This is a genomic window from Methylocaldum sp. MU1018, assembly GCF_053646775.1.
Window position 1 is genome coordinate 1167737 of the sequence record NZ_CM132195.1, and the last position, 15800, is coordinate 1183536.

Annotated in this window: 13 protein-coding genes and 1 tRNA gene; 10 read left to right on the forward strand and 4 right to left on the reverse strand. The window is 56.8% G+C overall.

The window, feature by feature from the left end; all coding sequences use genetic code 11:
* Positions 1-115 precede the first annotated feature (115 nt).
* Positions 116-889, forward strand: a complete 774-nt coding sequence (locus tag ACWJKU_RS05475; RefSeq protein ID WP_454146551.1) for a TatD family hydrolase — start codon at positions 116-118, stop codon at positions 887-889.
* A gap of 2 nt (positions 890-891) precedes the next feature.
* On the opposite strand, the gene ACWJKU_RS05480 is transcribed toward ACWJKU_RS05475, so the two are convergent.
* Genes ACWJKU_RS05480 through ACWJKU_RS05490 form a run of 3 tightly spaced genes read right to left on the reverse strand, consistent with a single transcriptional unit; the run spans position 892 to position 4791 of the window.
* Entirely contained in the window at positions 892-2010 is a 1119-nt protein-coding gene (locus tag ACWJKU_RS05480; RefSeq protein WP_454146553.1) for an aminotransferase class V-fold PLP-dependent enzyme, read from the reverse strand.
* A 32-nt stretch (positions 2011-2042) separates the two neighbouring features.
* Positions 2043-2867, reverse strand: coding sequence for an undecaprenyl-diphosphate phosphatase (locus ACWJKU_RS05485; protein ID WP_454146555.1), 825 nt, complete (start codon positions 2865-2867; stop codon positions 2043-2045).
* 37 nt (positions 2868-2904) lie between these two features.
* Positions 2905-4791: a potassium transporter Kup gene (locus ACWJKU_RS05490; protein ID WP_454146557.1), complete on the reverse strand. Its 1887-nt coding sequence runs from the start codon at positions 4789-4791 to the stop codon at positions 2905-2907.
* Between the two features lie 906 nt (positions 4792-5697).
* On the opposite strand from ACWJKU_RS05490, the gene tpiA reads away from it, so the two are divergent.
* From tpiA to ACWJKU_RS05535, 9 genes are all read left to right on the forward strand, one after another.
* Entirely contained in the window at positions 5698-6450 is a 753-nt protein-coding gene (gene tpiA / locus ACWJKU_RS05495; RefSeq protein ID WP_454146559.1) for a triose-phosphate isomerase, read from the forward strand.
* A 10-nt stretch (positions 6451-6460) separates the two neighbouring features.
* Positions 6461-6838, forward strand: coding sequence for a preprotein translocase subunit SecG (gene secG / locus ACWJKU_RS05500; RefSeq protein WP_454146561.1), 378 nt, complete (start codon positions 6461-6463; stop codon positions 6836-6838).
* Positions 6839-6861: 23 nt separating this feature from the next.
* Positions 6862-6946: transfer RNA gene (locus ACWJKU_RS05505), tRNA-Leu, on the forward strand.
* A 74-nt stretch (positions 6947-7020) separates the two neighbouring features.
* Positions 7021-8148 carry a tRNA guanosine(34) transglycosylase Tgt gene (gene tgt, locus ACWJKU_RS05510; protein WP_454146564.1) on the forward strand — a complete coding sequence of 376 codons (1128 nt, stop codon included), beginning with the start codon at positions 7021-7023 and terminating at the stop codon, positions 8146-8148.
* A gap of 23 nt (positions 8149-8171) precedes the next feature.
* Positions 8172-8516, forward strand: a complete 345-nt coding sequence (gene yajC / locus ACWJKU_RS05515) for a preprotein translocase subunit YajC (protein WP_454146566.1) — start codon at positions 8172-8174, stop codon at positions 8514-8516.
* A gap of 190 nt (positions 8517-8706) precedes the next feature.
* Entirely contained in the window at positions 8707-10554 is a 1848-nt protein-coding gene (secD, locus tag ACWJKU_RS05520; protein ID WP_454146568.1) for a protein translocase subunit SecD, read from the forward strand.
* Between the two features lie 11 nt (positions 10555-10565).
* Positions 10566-11498 (forward strand): protein translocase subunit SecF, encoded by a 933-nt coding sequence (gene secF / locus ACWJKU_RS05525; RefSeq protein ID WP_454146570.1) that lies wholly within the window; start codon positions 10566-10568, stop codon positions 11496-11498.
* A gap of 319 nt (positions 11499-11817) precedes the next feature.
* A complete protein-coding gene (locus ACWJKU_RS05530; RefSeq protein ID WP_454148046.1) occupies positions 11818-12618 on the forward strand; it encodes a M28 family peptidase in 801 nt (266 codons plus the stop codon).
* Positions 12619-12637: 19 nt separating this feature from the next.
* Positions 12638-13339 carry a hypothetical protein gene (locus ACWJKU_RS05535; protein ID WP_454146572.1) on the forward strand — a complete coding sequence of 234 codons (702 nt, stop codon included), beginning with the start codon at positions 12638-12640 and terminating at the stop codon, positions 13337-13339.
* Between the two features lie 294 nt (positions 13340-13633).
* Here the strand turns inward: ACWJKU_RS05535 and recQ are convergent, their stop codons facing one another.
* Positions 13634-15784 carry a DNA helicase RecQ gene (recQ, locus tag ACWJKU_RS05540; RefSeq protein WP_454146574.1) on the reverse strand — a complete coding sequence of 717 codons (2151 nt, stop codon included), beginning with the start codon at positions 15782-15784 and terminating at the stop codon, positions 13634-13636.
* Positions 15785-15800 lie beyond the last annotated feature (16 nt).

Sequence of the window (15800 nt, forward strand, 5' to 3'; positions counted from 1 at the left end):
TTCCGAGTGTAAGCGGGCGTGGTCTGGGTGAGCTTTCGATGTATGGAACTGTCGAAAACAGTTAAATTCCAGCGATGCAACGCTCGACTTGTGTTATAAGGGCACAGTTTTTCATATGTTTATAGATTCCCATTGCCATCTTGACCGCCTTGATTTAACCCTGTTCGGAAATGAATTCGCTTCATTCATGAGGGAAGCGGAAGTGCAGCAGGTTCAACGCATGCTGTGCGTTTCCATTGATCTCGAAAGCTACCCTGCAATGTACCGGTTGGTAGAAGGGTACGATAACGTTTCCGTATCGGTTGGCGTTCATCCTAACGAACAAACTTCAAGAGAGCCGAGCGTCGAAGAACTGGTCGCACTGGCAGGAAACGATAAGGTGGTCGCTATCGGCGAGACCGGATTGGATTACTACCGGAGTTCGGGGAGTCTGGATTGGCAGAGGGAGCGCTTACGGAAGCATATCCGCGCCGCTAAGATCGCCGGCAAGCCTTTGATTATTCATACTCGTGAAGCAAAAGACGACACAATCGAAATACTTATGGAGGAGGGCGCGGACCGAGTCGGCGGTGTGTTTCATTGCTTTACCGAAGATTGGGAGACAGCGCGGCGGGTTTTGGACTTGGGTTTTTTCATCTCGTTTTCGGGGATCGTTACTTTTCGGAATGCCGAATCGATACGGGAGGTCGCCAGAATGATTCCGGAAAACCGTTTTCTGATCGAAACGGATTCGCCTTATTTGGCGCCGATTCCATTTCGCGGAAAGTCCAATTATCCGTTTTACGTGAGGCATGTGGCTCAGTGCATCGCAGATCTGCGGGGGGGTTCTCTCGAGCGCGTTGCAGAGCTTAGTTCAGGCAATTTCCATGAACTGTTTTCGATCGCTTAGCCCTAAGCACGCGAAGCAATATCGACGGCTCGTTCGAGCAAGTCCGAATGAGTGTAGAAATGAGGCGAGAAACGGATGCCTCCCCCTCGTAATGCACAGACGACGCCATTGTTTTTCAGGTGCCGATAAAGCCGCTCGTTTTCGATGGACCGGTGGCGGAACAACACGATGCCCGAACGACGTTCCGCTACGCTGGATGAGAGCAGTTCCAGTTCGGGCTGGTTTGCAATGGCCTCGATCAAGTGGGCGGTCCGTTCCAGCAGCAAAGTTTCAATCGTTTCTATACCGGTTTCGAGTATGAGCGAGAGACTGGCTGAAAGCGCGTGTATTCCCAGCATATTGGGGCTGCCGCATTCGAAGCGGCGGGCGGTACGGGCCGGCATCCAGGACCTGTCGTCGTAATCTCCGGCATTTTCGACCATGCGCCAGCCGTACTGCGTGAGTTTCAATAAATCTCTTGCGTGCGGCGAGGCGTAGAACACCCCGAGTCCTTCCGGCCCCAGCATCCATTTGTGTCCATCCGCCATGACGAAATCGGGCTGGCACTTTCTTACGTCGAAGCGTAGCGCCCCCAAGCTCTGAATGGCGTCGACGCAAAATAAGATGCCTCGGTTGCGGCAGAATAGGCCGATTGTGTCGAGATCCAGGCGTAAACCCGAAGCGAATTGGACAGAGCTGACGGCAATAAGCTTGGTGCGTGCGTCGACCAATCCGAACAAGGCGTCTTCGGGTGTGGCGGCCGCGTTAAGGTCGGCTTCTCTGAATTCGACTCCACGATCGCTCAATGCCTGCCAGGGAATTCGATTGGACGGGAATTCCTCATGGCTGGAAACGATATTGTCGCCCGATTGCCAATCGAGACCGAAAGCCACGAATGAGATTGCTTCGGACGTGTTCTTGACTAAAGCGATGTCATCCGTGGACGGCGCATCGAGCAGCTCTCGTAACTGTTCCCGCAATAAATTTTCTTGCTTCGCCCACTCCAAATAACGAGACGCGCCATATCGGACGTTTTCCTCGGCAAACCGTCTTACCGCGCGGGCCGTCCGCAAGGGCCAAGGCGCGACGGCCGCATGGTTCAAATAGATCAAGTCCGCGGATAAGGGAAATTCGGGGTGCATGCGGTAGCGCGGTCCTCTATAGAAGCCCTTGATTAGAGCGGGACGGTAAGCCCGGCACTGGACAGGAAATAGATCAATACGAAGGAGCCGAGCACGATTCGGTACCAGGCGAACGCCTTGAAGCTGTGCCGGGCGACAAAGGCGAGGAGCGCTCGAATAACCAGCCAGGCGCTGAAAAAAGCGGCAACGAAGCCGATTGCCAGTATCTCGAAGTCCTCGGGTCTCATGATCTCGAGATTTTTGTACAGATCGTAGAACGTCGCGGCGAACATCGTCGGAATGGCGAGGAAGAAAGAGAATTCCGTCGCAACCGATCGGGACATGCCGCTCAGCAATCCTCCCATGATCGTCGCGCCCGCTCGGGATACGCCGGGAAATAGGGCGAGACTTTGGGCAAAACCTACTTTGAGTGCCAGATGCCATGTGAGATCATCGACGTTCTCGACACGATGAGTTCTGCGCCGACGCTCGATCAACAGGATGATGAAACCGCCCACGATCAGCGCCCCGGCCACGGTGATCGGGTTGAAGAGTTGCGTCTTGATGGTTTTGTGAAAGAGAAGACCGAGTAAAGCAGCCGGCAGGAAGCCGATCAAGACATTGATCGCAAAACGAAAAGCGGCGGGATCCGAAAGCAGCGACCCGGACACCCGGCCGATACGTCGCCGGTAATGCCAAACGATCGCGCAAATGGCCCCGAGTTGAATGAAGATGTCGAACGTCTTGGCCCGTTCCCCGGTGAAAGACAGCAAATCGTTGGCAATGATCAAGTGGCCGGTGCTCGATACCGGAAGAAATTCGGTAGCTCCTTCCAAAATGCCGAGCACGATGACTTTCAAATAAAGGGGAAGGTCCATAAGCATCCTAAAATGGGAAAGATGTTTAAAAGGGCAATTACAGCATGCGCTGCACGCCCAGCTCAACGACGCGATCAGGCGGAATCCGGAAAAAACCCACGGCGCTACTGGTATTGCGGGCCATGCCGATGAATAACTTCAGGCGCCAAAGGGGCATTTTCGGGGTTGGGCTGGGAATGATGGTTTCACGGCTGAGGAAAAACGTGGTGTCGGAAATGTCGATTTCAAAATCGCGACTGCTCGATTTAAGGACTCGGGGAATGTTTGCGGCTTCCATAAAACCATAGTGTAGATTGATTCTGAAGAAACCGGCACCGAGGCGTCGGATTTCCCGGCGTTTATCGGGAGTTACCCGGGGGACGTTTTCCGTGGTAACCGTCATCAACACGACCGTTTCGTGCAATACCTTATTGTGTTTCAGATTATGCAGTAATGCCGGAGGAATACCTTCCCGGCTGCTGGTCATGAACACGGCGGTTCCCGCTACGCGCAGCGGCGGATTGTCGGTTATTTCAGCCAGAAATTGGTCGACCCGTGCAGAGTCCTCGCGCAGACTCTCCAGAAGCAGGTCGCGGCCGCGCTTCCACGTCGTCAGAAGGGTGAAGGCCATGAGCCCGATGACCAGTGGAAACCACCCGCCTTCAAAGATTTTGGTCGCATTGGCGATTAAGAATGCCAAATCGATGGTCAGGAAAACGAGAGCGACCAAACCGCTCACGATCGGATTCCACTTCCATAAACTGTACACGACTACGAAGGCTAGAATCGTGTCGATGGCCATCGTGCCGGTAACGGCAATGCCGTAAGCGGCCGCCAAATTGGATGAAGACTGAAACCCGAGGATCAACCCGACGATGGCGACCATTAAAGTCCAATTGACCCAAGGAACGTAAATCTGGCCCATTTCCTCTTCGGAGGTATATTGGATGCCGAGCCTCGGGCAAAAACTCAATTGAATGGCCTGGGAGGTCAGGGAAAAGGCTCCTGAAATGACCGCTTGGGAAGCGATAACGGTGGCTAGAGTGGCTAACCCGATCATGAAAGCCAGCGCGCCGTCGGGAACCAGGAGATAGAACGGATTTTGAACCGCTGTCGGATTTTGGATGAGAAGGGCGCCCTGGCCGAAGTAATTGAGTATCAACGACGGCAGGACGAAAAGAAACCATGCTTTGCGGATGGGTTCCCGGCCGAAATGGCCCATATCGGCATACAAAGCCTCGCCGCCGGTTACGGCCAGTACCACGGCCCCCAAGATCAGGACGGAAGGCCAGCCGTAGGTTGCGAAGAAATGCACGGCGTGCGCCGGATTGACCGCTGCCAGCACCGCCGGCGTCTTTATCAGGCTAAGCGTACCGAAGACCGCGAGACTGCCGAACCAGACTGCCATGATCGGCCCGAACAACGCGCCGACGTTGGCCGTTCCTCTTCGCTGAAAAGCAAAAAGCGCCATGAGTACGGCAAGGGCGATAGGAACGACGTAGGGCTGAAGTTCCGGCCGCAGGACTTTGAGCCCTTCGACCGCGCTCAGGACCGAGATGGCCGGCGTGATCATGCCGTCGCCATAAAATAGCGAGGCGCCGATCAATCCTAATCCGATCAGCAGAAATCGGAGCCGGGTACTGATTTCCGCCTTTTGCTGGATCAGAGAGATCAGCGCCATGATGCCGCCTTCGCCTCTGTTGTCCGCACGCATGATGAAGATGACGTACTTCAGCGAAATGATGATCAGGATAGCCCAGAAGACGAGCGATAAGACGCCCAAGATATTTTCCGGCGTGGGTTCCACCGCATGAATTCCGCCAAAGCATTCTTTCAGTGTATAAAGCGGGCTGGTGCCGATATCGCCGAACACGACGCCCAGGGCGGCAAGCACCAGGCTTTTGTGCTCTCGCGACTGAGAAGGGGCCAGGGTTGCGGAATTCATGAATTTTCTCCGTCGCCGACGCGAAAGGAAGATGTGCTTGGATTGGAGCGGCCTCTGACGACTCTTCTTTCGTGGCCGAAGCGAAGACGCTTGTTTTTAGACGCACCGCCGGCAGGTGGCTGGGTTTTCGGGGCGGGGAAGCGCATCGGCGAGCGCGCTCTGGCGGATTGGCTCAGGTTTGGCATCTGTAATCTGACGCGCCGAATAAAAGAAAGGTAATTTCGGTCATTCGGAAGAAACGTTTTCCCAAATTGGACACGGCACGTTTCCCGGTTGCTTCTGCTTTTGGAATACAACTGAGCAGTGGTTCAAGTCAGGCGCGTATGAGGATGGCGGGCGCGCTATCGTAACGTAGCCCAACGGGATTGATCATGCCTCGGCTCCCATCCAGTCGCATTCTTGAGCATAAGATCGCACCTTGCGGGGTAAAGGCTACAACACCGTGCCTGAAAGCATTTCAAAGAAAAGGAGGAGGATTTCTTGTCATGTCCATGGGGCGACAAGATACGCGGCATGTTACCTGAGGCTTTCGGTTTACAGAACTGGCGGAAGGCTTTATCGAGTGAATAACGATTTTCTATAAAGGAAATTCTGCCCCGGTTTCTGAATCTCGGGATCTTCATGGCTTTCCGCGCGCTTGTGACAGCACCACTATCCTTTACGCCAGGTCTTTCCACGGTGCCCGACTCTGTTCGAGCGCCCTAACGAGCTCTTTCGCCCATTCGTCATTCGGGTAAGAGGCTGGTGAAATATCCGGGCCGGGTTTTGCTCCGAGAATTCTCGCCGGACAGACAAACTGCCTTCCGATCCGGAAGTGATGAATTGCGGTGTATTGAGGCTCCTTTCTGCTTGAAAAGAGGGCGCTGAATCATTAAGCTTCTATGGCTTTACAATCAGGAGCGCTAAATGGTTCGTCGTCCTCTGGTCGTCGGAAACTGGAAGATGAACGGTACACGAGACAGTAGAAAATCATTGCTGGCGGACATTCTTTCCGGCGTCTCGGAAACCGACCCGGCGGAGGTGGGAATATGCGCACCTTTCGTATTTATACCCGAGGCAGCCGAATTGCTGGAAAATAGATCGGTTCTGCTGGGCGCACAGAACGTCGCGGACGAGGACGAAGGTGCTTTCACGGGGGAAGTCTCCGCGCCGATGTTGCGCGAGTTCGGGTGTGACCTGGCCATCGTCGGGCATTCGGAGCGACGGTTGTTATATGGAGAGTCCAATCAGTTGGTGGCGGCGCGCTACAAAAAAGCTCTCGATCATGGTCTAACGCCGATCTTGTGCGTAGGTGAAACTTTGGAGCAGCGCGAGCAGGGCGATACGTTTGCTGTAATCGACGAGCAGTTGGCGGCGGTGTTCGACTTGGCCGGCGTCGAATCGCTGGCGAACGCGGTGATCGCGTACGAGCCGGTTTGGGCCGTGGGCACCGGGCGAACCGCGACGACTGAGCAAATACAAGAGATACACGAGTATCTGCGGCGAAAGATCTCGGAGCGGGCGCCGGAAATATCCGCTTCAGTTCGGATTATCTATGGCGGCAGCGTCAAGCCCGAAAATGCCCGTACTTTGTTCGGCATGCCCGACGTGGACGGTGGGTTAATCGGTGAAGCGTCCTTGGATGCCGAGTCCTTTCTCTCGATATGCCATTCGGTTTAGGTGAAGTTTTATGTATCAGGCATTGACAATTATTCACGTCGTGGTCGCCTTGGCGGTCATCGGATTGGTGCTTCTTCAACAAGGCCGCGGCGCAGATGCCGGAGCCGGCTTTGGCGGTGCGTCGAACAGCTTGTTCGGTGCGCGGGGTGCGGCTTCGTTCTTGTCTCGCACGACCGCGGTGCTCGCTACTTTGTTTTTTGTGACCAGTTTGAGTCTTGCATACTTCGCAGATAAGCAGGATAATAAGCCGGTTGACATCATGGATGGTCCAAGCGTGGACCAGTCTAAACGCGACCTTCCTCCGGTAGTGGAAGAGGCGCCCGCAAACGACATGGCCGATTTGCCGGAGAATGCCGATACGTCTCGGCCTGCAGAGCAAACGAAATAGCCAGCCTTGTCAGACCCTGTTTAGCCGATGTGGTGGAATTGGTAGACACGCCATCTTGAGGGGGTGGTGACGCAAGTCGTGTCGGTTCAAGTCCGACCATCGGCACCAATTATGTTGATTCGACACGGCCTGCCTATGTTACATAGCCAGGCCGCTTTTGTTTTTGGACACACCAAAATCCGATGGAGTTTAATGTAAGCGGAACCGACGGCGTGGCGCGAAGGGGCGAGCTTATCTTTTCGCGTGGGAAGGTACAGACCCCGGCATTCATGCCCGTCGGCACCTACGGAACGGTCAAGACGATGACGCCCGAGGAACTTGAGGAACTCGGCGCAGAGATCATTCTGGGGAATACATTTCACTTGATGCTCCGTCCCGGGACCGAAGTCATTCGCAGTCACGGCGATTTGCATGATTTCATGCATTGGAATCGTCCGATTCTGACCGATTCCGGCGGTTTTCAGGTGTTCAGCCTGGGCGCCATGCGCAAGATCACCGAGGCCGGGGTGCAGTTTCGTTCCCCGGTGGACGGTAGCGTCACGTTTTTGGGTCCCGAGGAATCGATGGCGGTTCAACGGGATTTGGGGTCGGATATCGTGATGATCTTCGACGAGTGTACGCCATATCCCGTCAGTTACGGGCAAGCCGCCGATTCTATGCGCCTGTCGCTGCGCTGGGCCGAACGGAGCAAGCGAGCGCATGGCGATAATCCATCCGCTTTGTTCGGCATCGTGCAAGGCGGCGTTTACGAAGAACTCCGGCTCGAATCGATGGAAGGACTGAGACGCATCGGGTTCGACGGATATGCCATCGGCGGCCTTTCCGTGGGCGAGCCGAAAGAAGATCGGGCACGCATCTTGGGCTCACTGCTGCCGAACATGCCTTTCGACAAGCCCCGCTATCTGATGGGCGTCGGTACGCCGGAAGACATCGTCGAAGCGGTGCGGCTCGGCATCGACATGTTCGACTGCGTTCTGCCGACGCGGAATGCCCGCAATGGCCATCTGTTTACGCGCCACGGCGCGATTCGTATCCGCAATAGCGGCTATCGGAACGATACCCGTCCGCTCGATGACGAATGCCGGTGCTATACCTGTCGGAATTTCAGCCGGTCCTATCTGCGGCACCTGGACAAGTGCGGCGAAATTCTCGGCTCTCGCTTAAATACGATCCATAATCTTCATTATTATCAGGAGCTTATGGCTGGTCTTCGGGAGGCGATCAGGAACAAGGCGCTGAATGAATTCGTTGCCCGCTTTTATGAGCAGCGGCGAAAAGACGATGTTTTGTGTAATAATGCCGCGTTTTAAAAAAAGATAAGCAAGGACCAAATATGAATTTCTTTATTTCCGATGCGTACGCTCAAGCCGCGCCGGCCCAGCAAGAACCGGGACTGGCGGGTCTCATCTTGCCGCTGGCCATTCTGGTGATTTTCTTTTTCTTGTTTGTTCTCCCGCAGCAGCGCCGGGCTAAAGAGCAAAAAAAAATGATCCAGTCGTTGACCAAGGGAAGCGAAGTCGTGACCAATGGCGGACTGCTGGGCAGGGTAGCCGACTTGGACGATAGCTTCGTTCAGTTGGAAGTCGCCGACAATGTTTACGTCTACGTTCAGCGCCACGCCGTTGCATCACTGATGCCGAAAGGCACCTATAAGGCTAAGAAAAGAGCCGAGAAATAAAAAGCTAAGTAATAGGGCGCCTCGAAAAACCGTGCAATTCGACCCGTTCGGTGCGAGCGGTTCCAATCCGGATATCGGTTCCGTTCGTGCCGAACCTGTCGAAGCCTGAACGGGGCAGGTTTTTCGAGGTGCCCAATACATTTACCGCCGGATGCGATATATCGAGCATCGCGACTCATAGGCAGCTATCATGCGAAACCGCTTTCCACTTTGGAAAAACCTTCTGATTATCGCCGTATTGGTGCTGGCGACGATTTACTCGCTACCCAACTTTTTCGGCGAGGATCCATCCGTGCAGCTTTCGCCTTTGCGAAGCAGCAAGCTGGACGAAGCCACTCGCGTTCAGGTCGAAAAACTGTTGGCCGATGCAGAGATGAAACCGAAGTCGTTGGAATTGTCGGAAAAGCGGCTTCTGGTGCGTTTCACCGAAACCGAGACTCAACTCAAAGCGGCCGACCTGCTCACCGGGTCTTTGGGAAATAATTACACGGTGGCGCTCAATCTGGCGCCTTCCACGCCAGCCTGGCTGAGAGCGATCAATGCGCAACCCATGTATCTGGGATTGGACCTTCGGGGCGGCGTGCACTTTTTGATGCAGGTGGATATGGACGCGGCCGTCCGTCAGGCGGAAGAGCGTTATGCCGAGGATATCCGATCGCTGCTGCGGGAAAGCAAGATTCGTTATCTGTCCGTCGATAAGAACAATCAGGTCATCGAAGTGAAGTTCCAGGACGAGAACACGCTGTCCCAGGCAATGGAGGTCATGCGGCGAGAACTGCGCGGCCTGGAACTCAATCGGGAGGGAAGCGTGGTGCGGGCCAAGCTGTCGGAGCCCGAACGCAGGGAGATTCGCCGTCTGGCGGTGGCGCAGAACATCACGACCTTGCATAACCGCATCAACGAACTGGGCGTTGCGGAACCGGTCATTCAGCAGCAGGGCGAAGACCGCATCGTGGTGCAGCTTCCCGGCGTTCAGGATACCGCTCGCGCCAAGGAAATTCTTGGTGCCACGGCCACGCTGGAATTCCGGTTGGTGGATACCGAGCATAGCGTCCAGGGCCTGGAACAGGGCAAAACGCCGTTGGGCGCGAAGCTCTACCAGGATCGAAGCGGCAGGCCCATCCTGTTGCAGCGCAAGATCATCGTAACCGGCGACCAAATCGTGGACGCTTCTTCGGGACTCGATCCCCAGTCCGGCTCGGCGGCCGTATTCGTGACGTTGAATGGCATAGGCGCGCGCAAAATGGCCGACGTCACGCGCGAGAATATCGGCAAGCCGATGGCGGTCGTATATATCGAAAACAAGACGGAAACCAAGGAAGTCGAAGGCCGGAAAGTGGTCAGCAAGAAAACGGTCGAGGAAGTCATCAATGTCGCGACCATCCGGGACCGTTTCAGCAAGCGCTTTCAGATTACCGGCCTGGACAGCACCGAGGAAGCGCGTAATCTGGCTTTGCTGTTGCGCGCGGGCGCTTTGGCCGCGCCTGTCGACATCGTTGAAGAACGCACCGTCGGTCCCAGCCTGGGCCAGCAGAACATCGAGAGAGGCGTCAAATCCAACATTTACGGATTTATCGCCATCGCCTTGTTTATGGTCGTGTATTATCGCGTATTCGGGCTTTTTTCGATCATAGCCCTGAGCGTCAACGTGCTGCTGCTGGTGGCTGTATTGTCCCTCATGCAGGCAACTCTGACCCTTCCCGGGTTGGCGGGTATCGCCCTCACGGTGGGCATGGCCATCGACGCCAACGTGCTTATCAATGAACGCATCCGCGAAGAACTCAGGGCTGGCGTCACGCCGCAAGCGGCCATCCACGCCGGCTATGACCGGGCTTTCGCCACCATTCTCGATTCCAACGTCACCACCTTTGTCGCCGGCATCTCGCTATTCATATTGGGCGCGGGGCCGGTGCGCGGTTTCGCGGCCGTGTTGTGCATCGGCATTCTGACGTCTATGTTCAGCGCCGTCGTGGTATCGCGGGCGCTCGTCAACCTCACTTACGGTCGGCGGCGGAAGCTGACCAAGCTTGCAGTCTGAGGGCAGTATTCATGGAATTTTTCAAGATTAAGCGCGACATCCCGTTCATGAAATACGGGAGGTTGACGACTACCATTTCCCTGATCACGTTCATCTTTGCCGTTCTCTCCCTTGGGTTCAAGGGGCTCAATCTGGGCATCGATTTCACCGGCGGAATGCTGATAGAGGTTAGTTATCCGCAGCCAGCCAACCTCGATGCGATACGCAAAACGCTGGAAACGCAAGAAATGGCCGAGGTCGCGGTGCAAAGTTTCGGCACCTCCAGGGATGTTTTGATCCGCGTGCCGCTCAAAGGAGAAACCAACAGCACCAAGTTGAGCGAACAGGTATTTTCGTCCCTGAAAGCGCAGGACAGCACGGCCGAGTTACGGCGAGTCGAATTCGTCGGACCGCAGGTGGGCAAGGAGTTGTATGAGAGCGGCGGACTAGCGCTCATGCTGGTGATTGCCGGCATCATGCTCTACTTGGCCATGCGTTTTACCTGGCGTTTTGCGGCGGCCGCGATCGTCGCCAACATGCACGACATCGTCATCATTCTGGGCATGTTTGCTTTTTTTCAATGGGAGTTCACCCTCAGCGTTCTCGCCGGCGTCCTGGCCATTCTGGGATATTCGGTAAACGAATCGGTGGTGGTGTTCGACCGAGTGCGGGAGAATTTCCGCAAAATGCGTCGGGCGAGCGTGCCGGAAGTCATCGACAACGCTATCACCACCACCATGTCCCGCACCGTCATCACCCATTCGATGACCCAATTGATGGTGTTGGCGATGTTTTTCTTCGGCGGCGAAGTACTGCACAATTTTGCCTTGGCTTTGACCATCGGCATCGTTTTCGGCATCTATTCCTCCGTATTGGTGGCATGCCCTGTAGTGATGGCGTTGGGTGTGAGCCGCGCGGATTTGCTTCTGCCGGAAAAAGAAGGCGCCCTTGACGATCGGCCTTGAAAAGATCTCACCCAACTCGAAATAAGGCCGCGTGAGCGGCCTTATTTTTTTCGAGATGCCGGCCGTGTTCCCCGGTTTCGGACTTTGACCGCGCGGGGCATGGATCGGGAAGCCGTTCCGCACGCCTTGAGCGGAAGCCGGTAGGCGAACCCGATGTGAAAGTCGTCCGGCAACTTTCCTGGAGCCTTTCCGATCGAAATTGGAGAAGCATTCGAAGGGATTTCTGTCCGGATCGAGAGCGCAAGCGATGGAAAATGTGTCCGATGGATTGAAAAGGCACGTTTACGCCCTTGCCGATCGCGTAGGTGAGCGGAACGTGATGTTGCCGGAGGCCTTGCACACAGCGGAACGGTATATTGCGCGGCAATGGGAAGATCAGGGTTATTCGGTAAACCGGCTGCCGTACGGCGTGAAAGGAATAGAGTGCGCCAATCTTGAGGCAACCCGCTCCGGAAGCCGCTTTCCGAACGACATTATTCTGATCGGCGCGCACTACGATACCGTATTCGGAAGCCCCGGCGCGGACGATAACGCCAGCGGCGTGGCGGCGCTACTGGAGTTGTCGCGTTTATTCATCGAAGCCGAACCGGAAAGGACCCTCCGTTTCGTGGCATTCGTGAACGAGGAGCCGCCGTTCTTCGGCGGACGGTACATGGGCAGTTTGATTTACGCCAAAGCCGCCAAGCGGCGCGGCGACCCGATCCGTTTCATGGTTTCGCTGGAAATGCTGGGCTGCTATTACGACACGCCCAACAGTCAGCGATACCCGATCCTGCTCAAATACATCTATCCAGACCGCGGCAATTTCATCGCATTGGTGTCCAACCGATCTTCCCGGACCAGCCTGCAACGCCTCGTGCGAGCCTTCCGCCGACACTCGAAATTTCCGCTCGAGCATCTCGCCGCGCCATTCTTCGTGCCGGGTGTCGCGCTCAGCGATCACTTTTCCTTCTGGCGGCAGGGCTATCCGGCCATCATGGCAACGGATACCGCGTTTTATCGAAATCCCTGGTATCACACGGCGGGCGATTTGCCCGACAAGCTTCATTACGGCGCCTTTGCCGCGGTCGTTCAGGGTTTGTATTCGGCGTTGCTGGATTGCGCGAACGGCGAATCCTGAAGTTACAAGGAGCGGCCTAATGGCCCGGACGGAAACCGGATATTCATCGCCCGCCGAACTGATCGCCGCTCGCGGCGGCCGGTTTTCGCGCGAATTGAGTATCGACGTCGCCGGAACCGATGATCGCGAACGGTTCAAATGGCTTCTCGCGGCCGTTTTATTCGGAGCGCGCATCTCCGAACGGTTGGCGGCGCGCACTTACCGGATTTTTGCCGAAAACGATCTGACAACACCCGAAGCCATTGTCGCGTGCGGGTGGAACGGACTGGTGACGGTGCTGGATGCGGGCGGCTATGTCCGTTATGACTTCAAGACCGCCACCAAGCTGTTGGACATGTCCAGATCCTTGCTTGAGCGCTATCGGGGAAGCCTCGACAGGCTGTATGCAGAAGCCGAATCCGCCGAGGATCTCGAACAAAAATTAACCGCGCTGGCGAAAGGTATAGGACCTACGACGGTCAACATCTTTTTACGGGAATTGCGCGGGGTCTGGTCCAGGGCGGCGCCGAACCTGTCCGAACTGGCCATAGGCGCGGCCAAATCGCTGAATTTTCTGCCCGATGAGCCCATCGAAAACGCGCCGGCGCTGGCTCGATTACAGGCGATCTGGACGGGAACCAGGAGGGAACTGCGGGATTTTCCGGAATTCGAGTCGGCGCTGGTGAGAGAAGGACTTTTGTTGCGGAGGGCAAAGATGCACAGGGATAAGCCGGTTGCTTGAGGGGTCGTTTTAATGATTTTCCGCTATCGATCATTTCCTGCGCGGTGAGCGGACATTTGTCCCGGCCCTACGAAACGAATGCCTGTTCCTCCGATGGGCGGATGTTCTGAGGAACCGGGCGGAACAAGGCGATCAGCGCTTTCCTCCGATGGCGACGCCGCGAGCATTCTAGAGCATTTTCTGATTTGGTGTAGCGCCCGTTCGAGCGCTCCCGAGCATTGCAGCCCGGCACCGGGGCACTCGCCGGGGGCCGCTGACTCGCACCGTCCACGGCGCTCGCGATTTGCGCGCCCTCTAAGTTCCGGACTCCGGTGAATTCCGCGGCCTGTCGTAATGGGCGCGCACGCAACGGAGCACTTCATAGCTGTATTTTCCGCCCAGGGCCTGATGCAGCGGCTTGAGGGCGCGCCGCCGGTCTTCCGGCAGGGCTTGCCAGGCCGCTTCTATTTCGGCTGTCTCGGCATCGCTCAAGCCCACCACCTCGCCGAGTTCCGCGGCCCCGCTTTCGATCGCTCGGGCCAGATGGCCGTAGACGGTGGAAACCGTCAATCCGCGCTGATAAGCGATCTGTTCGGCATTCATGCCGAGCCGGAACAGCGCCAGGCTCTCGTTCGCCGTCGCGCTGGCGGTCGAGCCCGAGCCGCCGCTCCCGTGTTCCAGAATGACGGACAGAAATTCGTCACCGTAAAGATCCAGCTTGCGCTCGCCGATGCCCGCCAGGCGGCTCAGTTCGGTTCGATTGGCGGGTCTCGACTGGACCATTTCCATCAGGACGGCGTCCTGAAAAATCACGTAGGCGGGCACGTCCTGCTGCTCGGCCAGAGAGCGCCGCAAGGCGCGCAATGCCTGCCACAGGCGTTCGTTGTCCGGGTTGGAGAAGTGCGCGGCAGTCTGGCGGCGGCCGCCCGCAACTTCCTTGTAGCTGTCCTTTCTCAGCCGAAGAGCGGCTTCACCGCGCAGCACCGGCCGGCATTCCTCGGTCAGGCGCAGTGCGCCGTGGGCTTCCCAATCCACCGTCAAATAGCCTTGGGCGATGATCTGGCGGAATACCGAGAGCCACTGCTTTTCGTCCAGATCCTGGCCGATGCCGAAGGTGCTGAGTCTGTCATGGCCCAGTCGCTGTGTTCGCTCGTTGAGCTTGCCGCGCAGCACGTCGATGATGTGGTGCGCGCCGAAACGCTGGCCGGTGCGGTAGACACAGGATAGCGCCTTGCGGGCAGCGTCGGTGCCGTCCCAGGTGTCCGGCGGGTCGAGGCAATTGTCGCAGTTGCCGCAGGGCTTGTCGGAGATTTCGCCGAAATAGCGGAGCAAGGCTTGTCTCCGGCATCCGGTCAGCTCGCAGAATCCGAGCATCGAATCGAGTTTGTGGCGCTCGACCCGCTTGTGCAATTCATCGGCCTCCGAGGCTTCCACCATTTGCCGCAAGGTGATCACGTCCTGCAGGCCGTAGACCATCCAGGCATCGGCCGATAAGCCGTCGCGCCCCGCGCGTCCGGTTTCCTGATAATAAGCTTCCAGGCTCTTGGGCAAGTCGAGGTGAGCGACGAAACGAACGTTGGGCTTGTCGATGCCCATGCCGAAGGCGATCGTCGCCACCACGACGATGCCTTCCTCCATCAGGAAGCGGCGCTGGTTTTTCTGGCGTTCCTCGGCGGAAAGCCCGGCATGATAGGGCAGGGCGGAAAACCCTTGCGCGCGGAGCCAATCCGCGGTCGATTCCACCTTTTTTCGTGACAGGCAGTAAACGATGCCGGCATCTCCGGGATGTTCGTTTCGGAGAAACTGAACCAGTTGCCGGCGCGCGTCCTGTTTGAGCGATATCCGGTAGCGTATGTTGGGCCGGTCGAAGCCGCTGCAGAAGACTTTGGCGTCCTGAAGCCCGAGCCGTTCGACGATCTCCTGCCGGGTTCTTTCGTCGGCGGTCGCGGTCAAGCCGATCCGGGGAATGCCGGGAAAACGTTCGTGCAGCAAGGAAAGCTGCCAGTAATCCGCCCGGAAGTCGTGGCCCCATTGAGACACGCAGTGCGCCTCGTCTATCGCGAAAAGGCTGACCTGGGCTCGCTCGATGAGCGCCTGCACGCGCTCGGTCAATAGACGTTCGGGGGCGATGTAGAGTAAGTCCAGTTGGCCGTCCAGAAGTTTCTGTTCGACCTGGCGCTGAACGTCATAAGGCAGAGTGGAATTCAGAAACGCGGCTCGAACGCCCAGTTGCAGCAAGGTTTCGACCTGATCCTGCATCAGCGCGATCAGGGGCGAGACGACCACGCCCGTACCCGGGCGGATCAGCGCCGGAATCTGATAGCAGAGCGACTTGCCGCCGCCGGTGGGCATCAGCACCAGCGCGTCGCCCCCGGCGGTCAGGTGATCGATGACGGCGCGCTGCTGGCCGCGAAATCGCTCGTAGCCGAAAACGCTGCGCAAGACCTGGAGGGGGTCTTTCGGCATGATCCGTCAGTTGGCC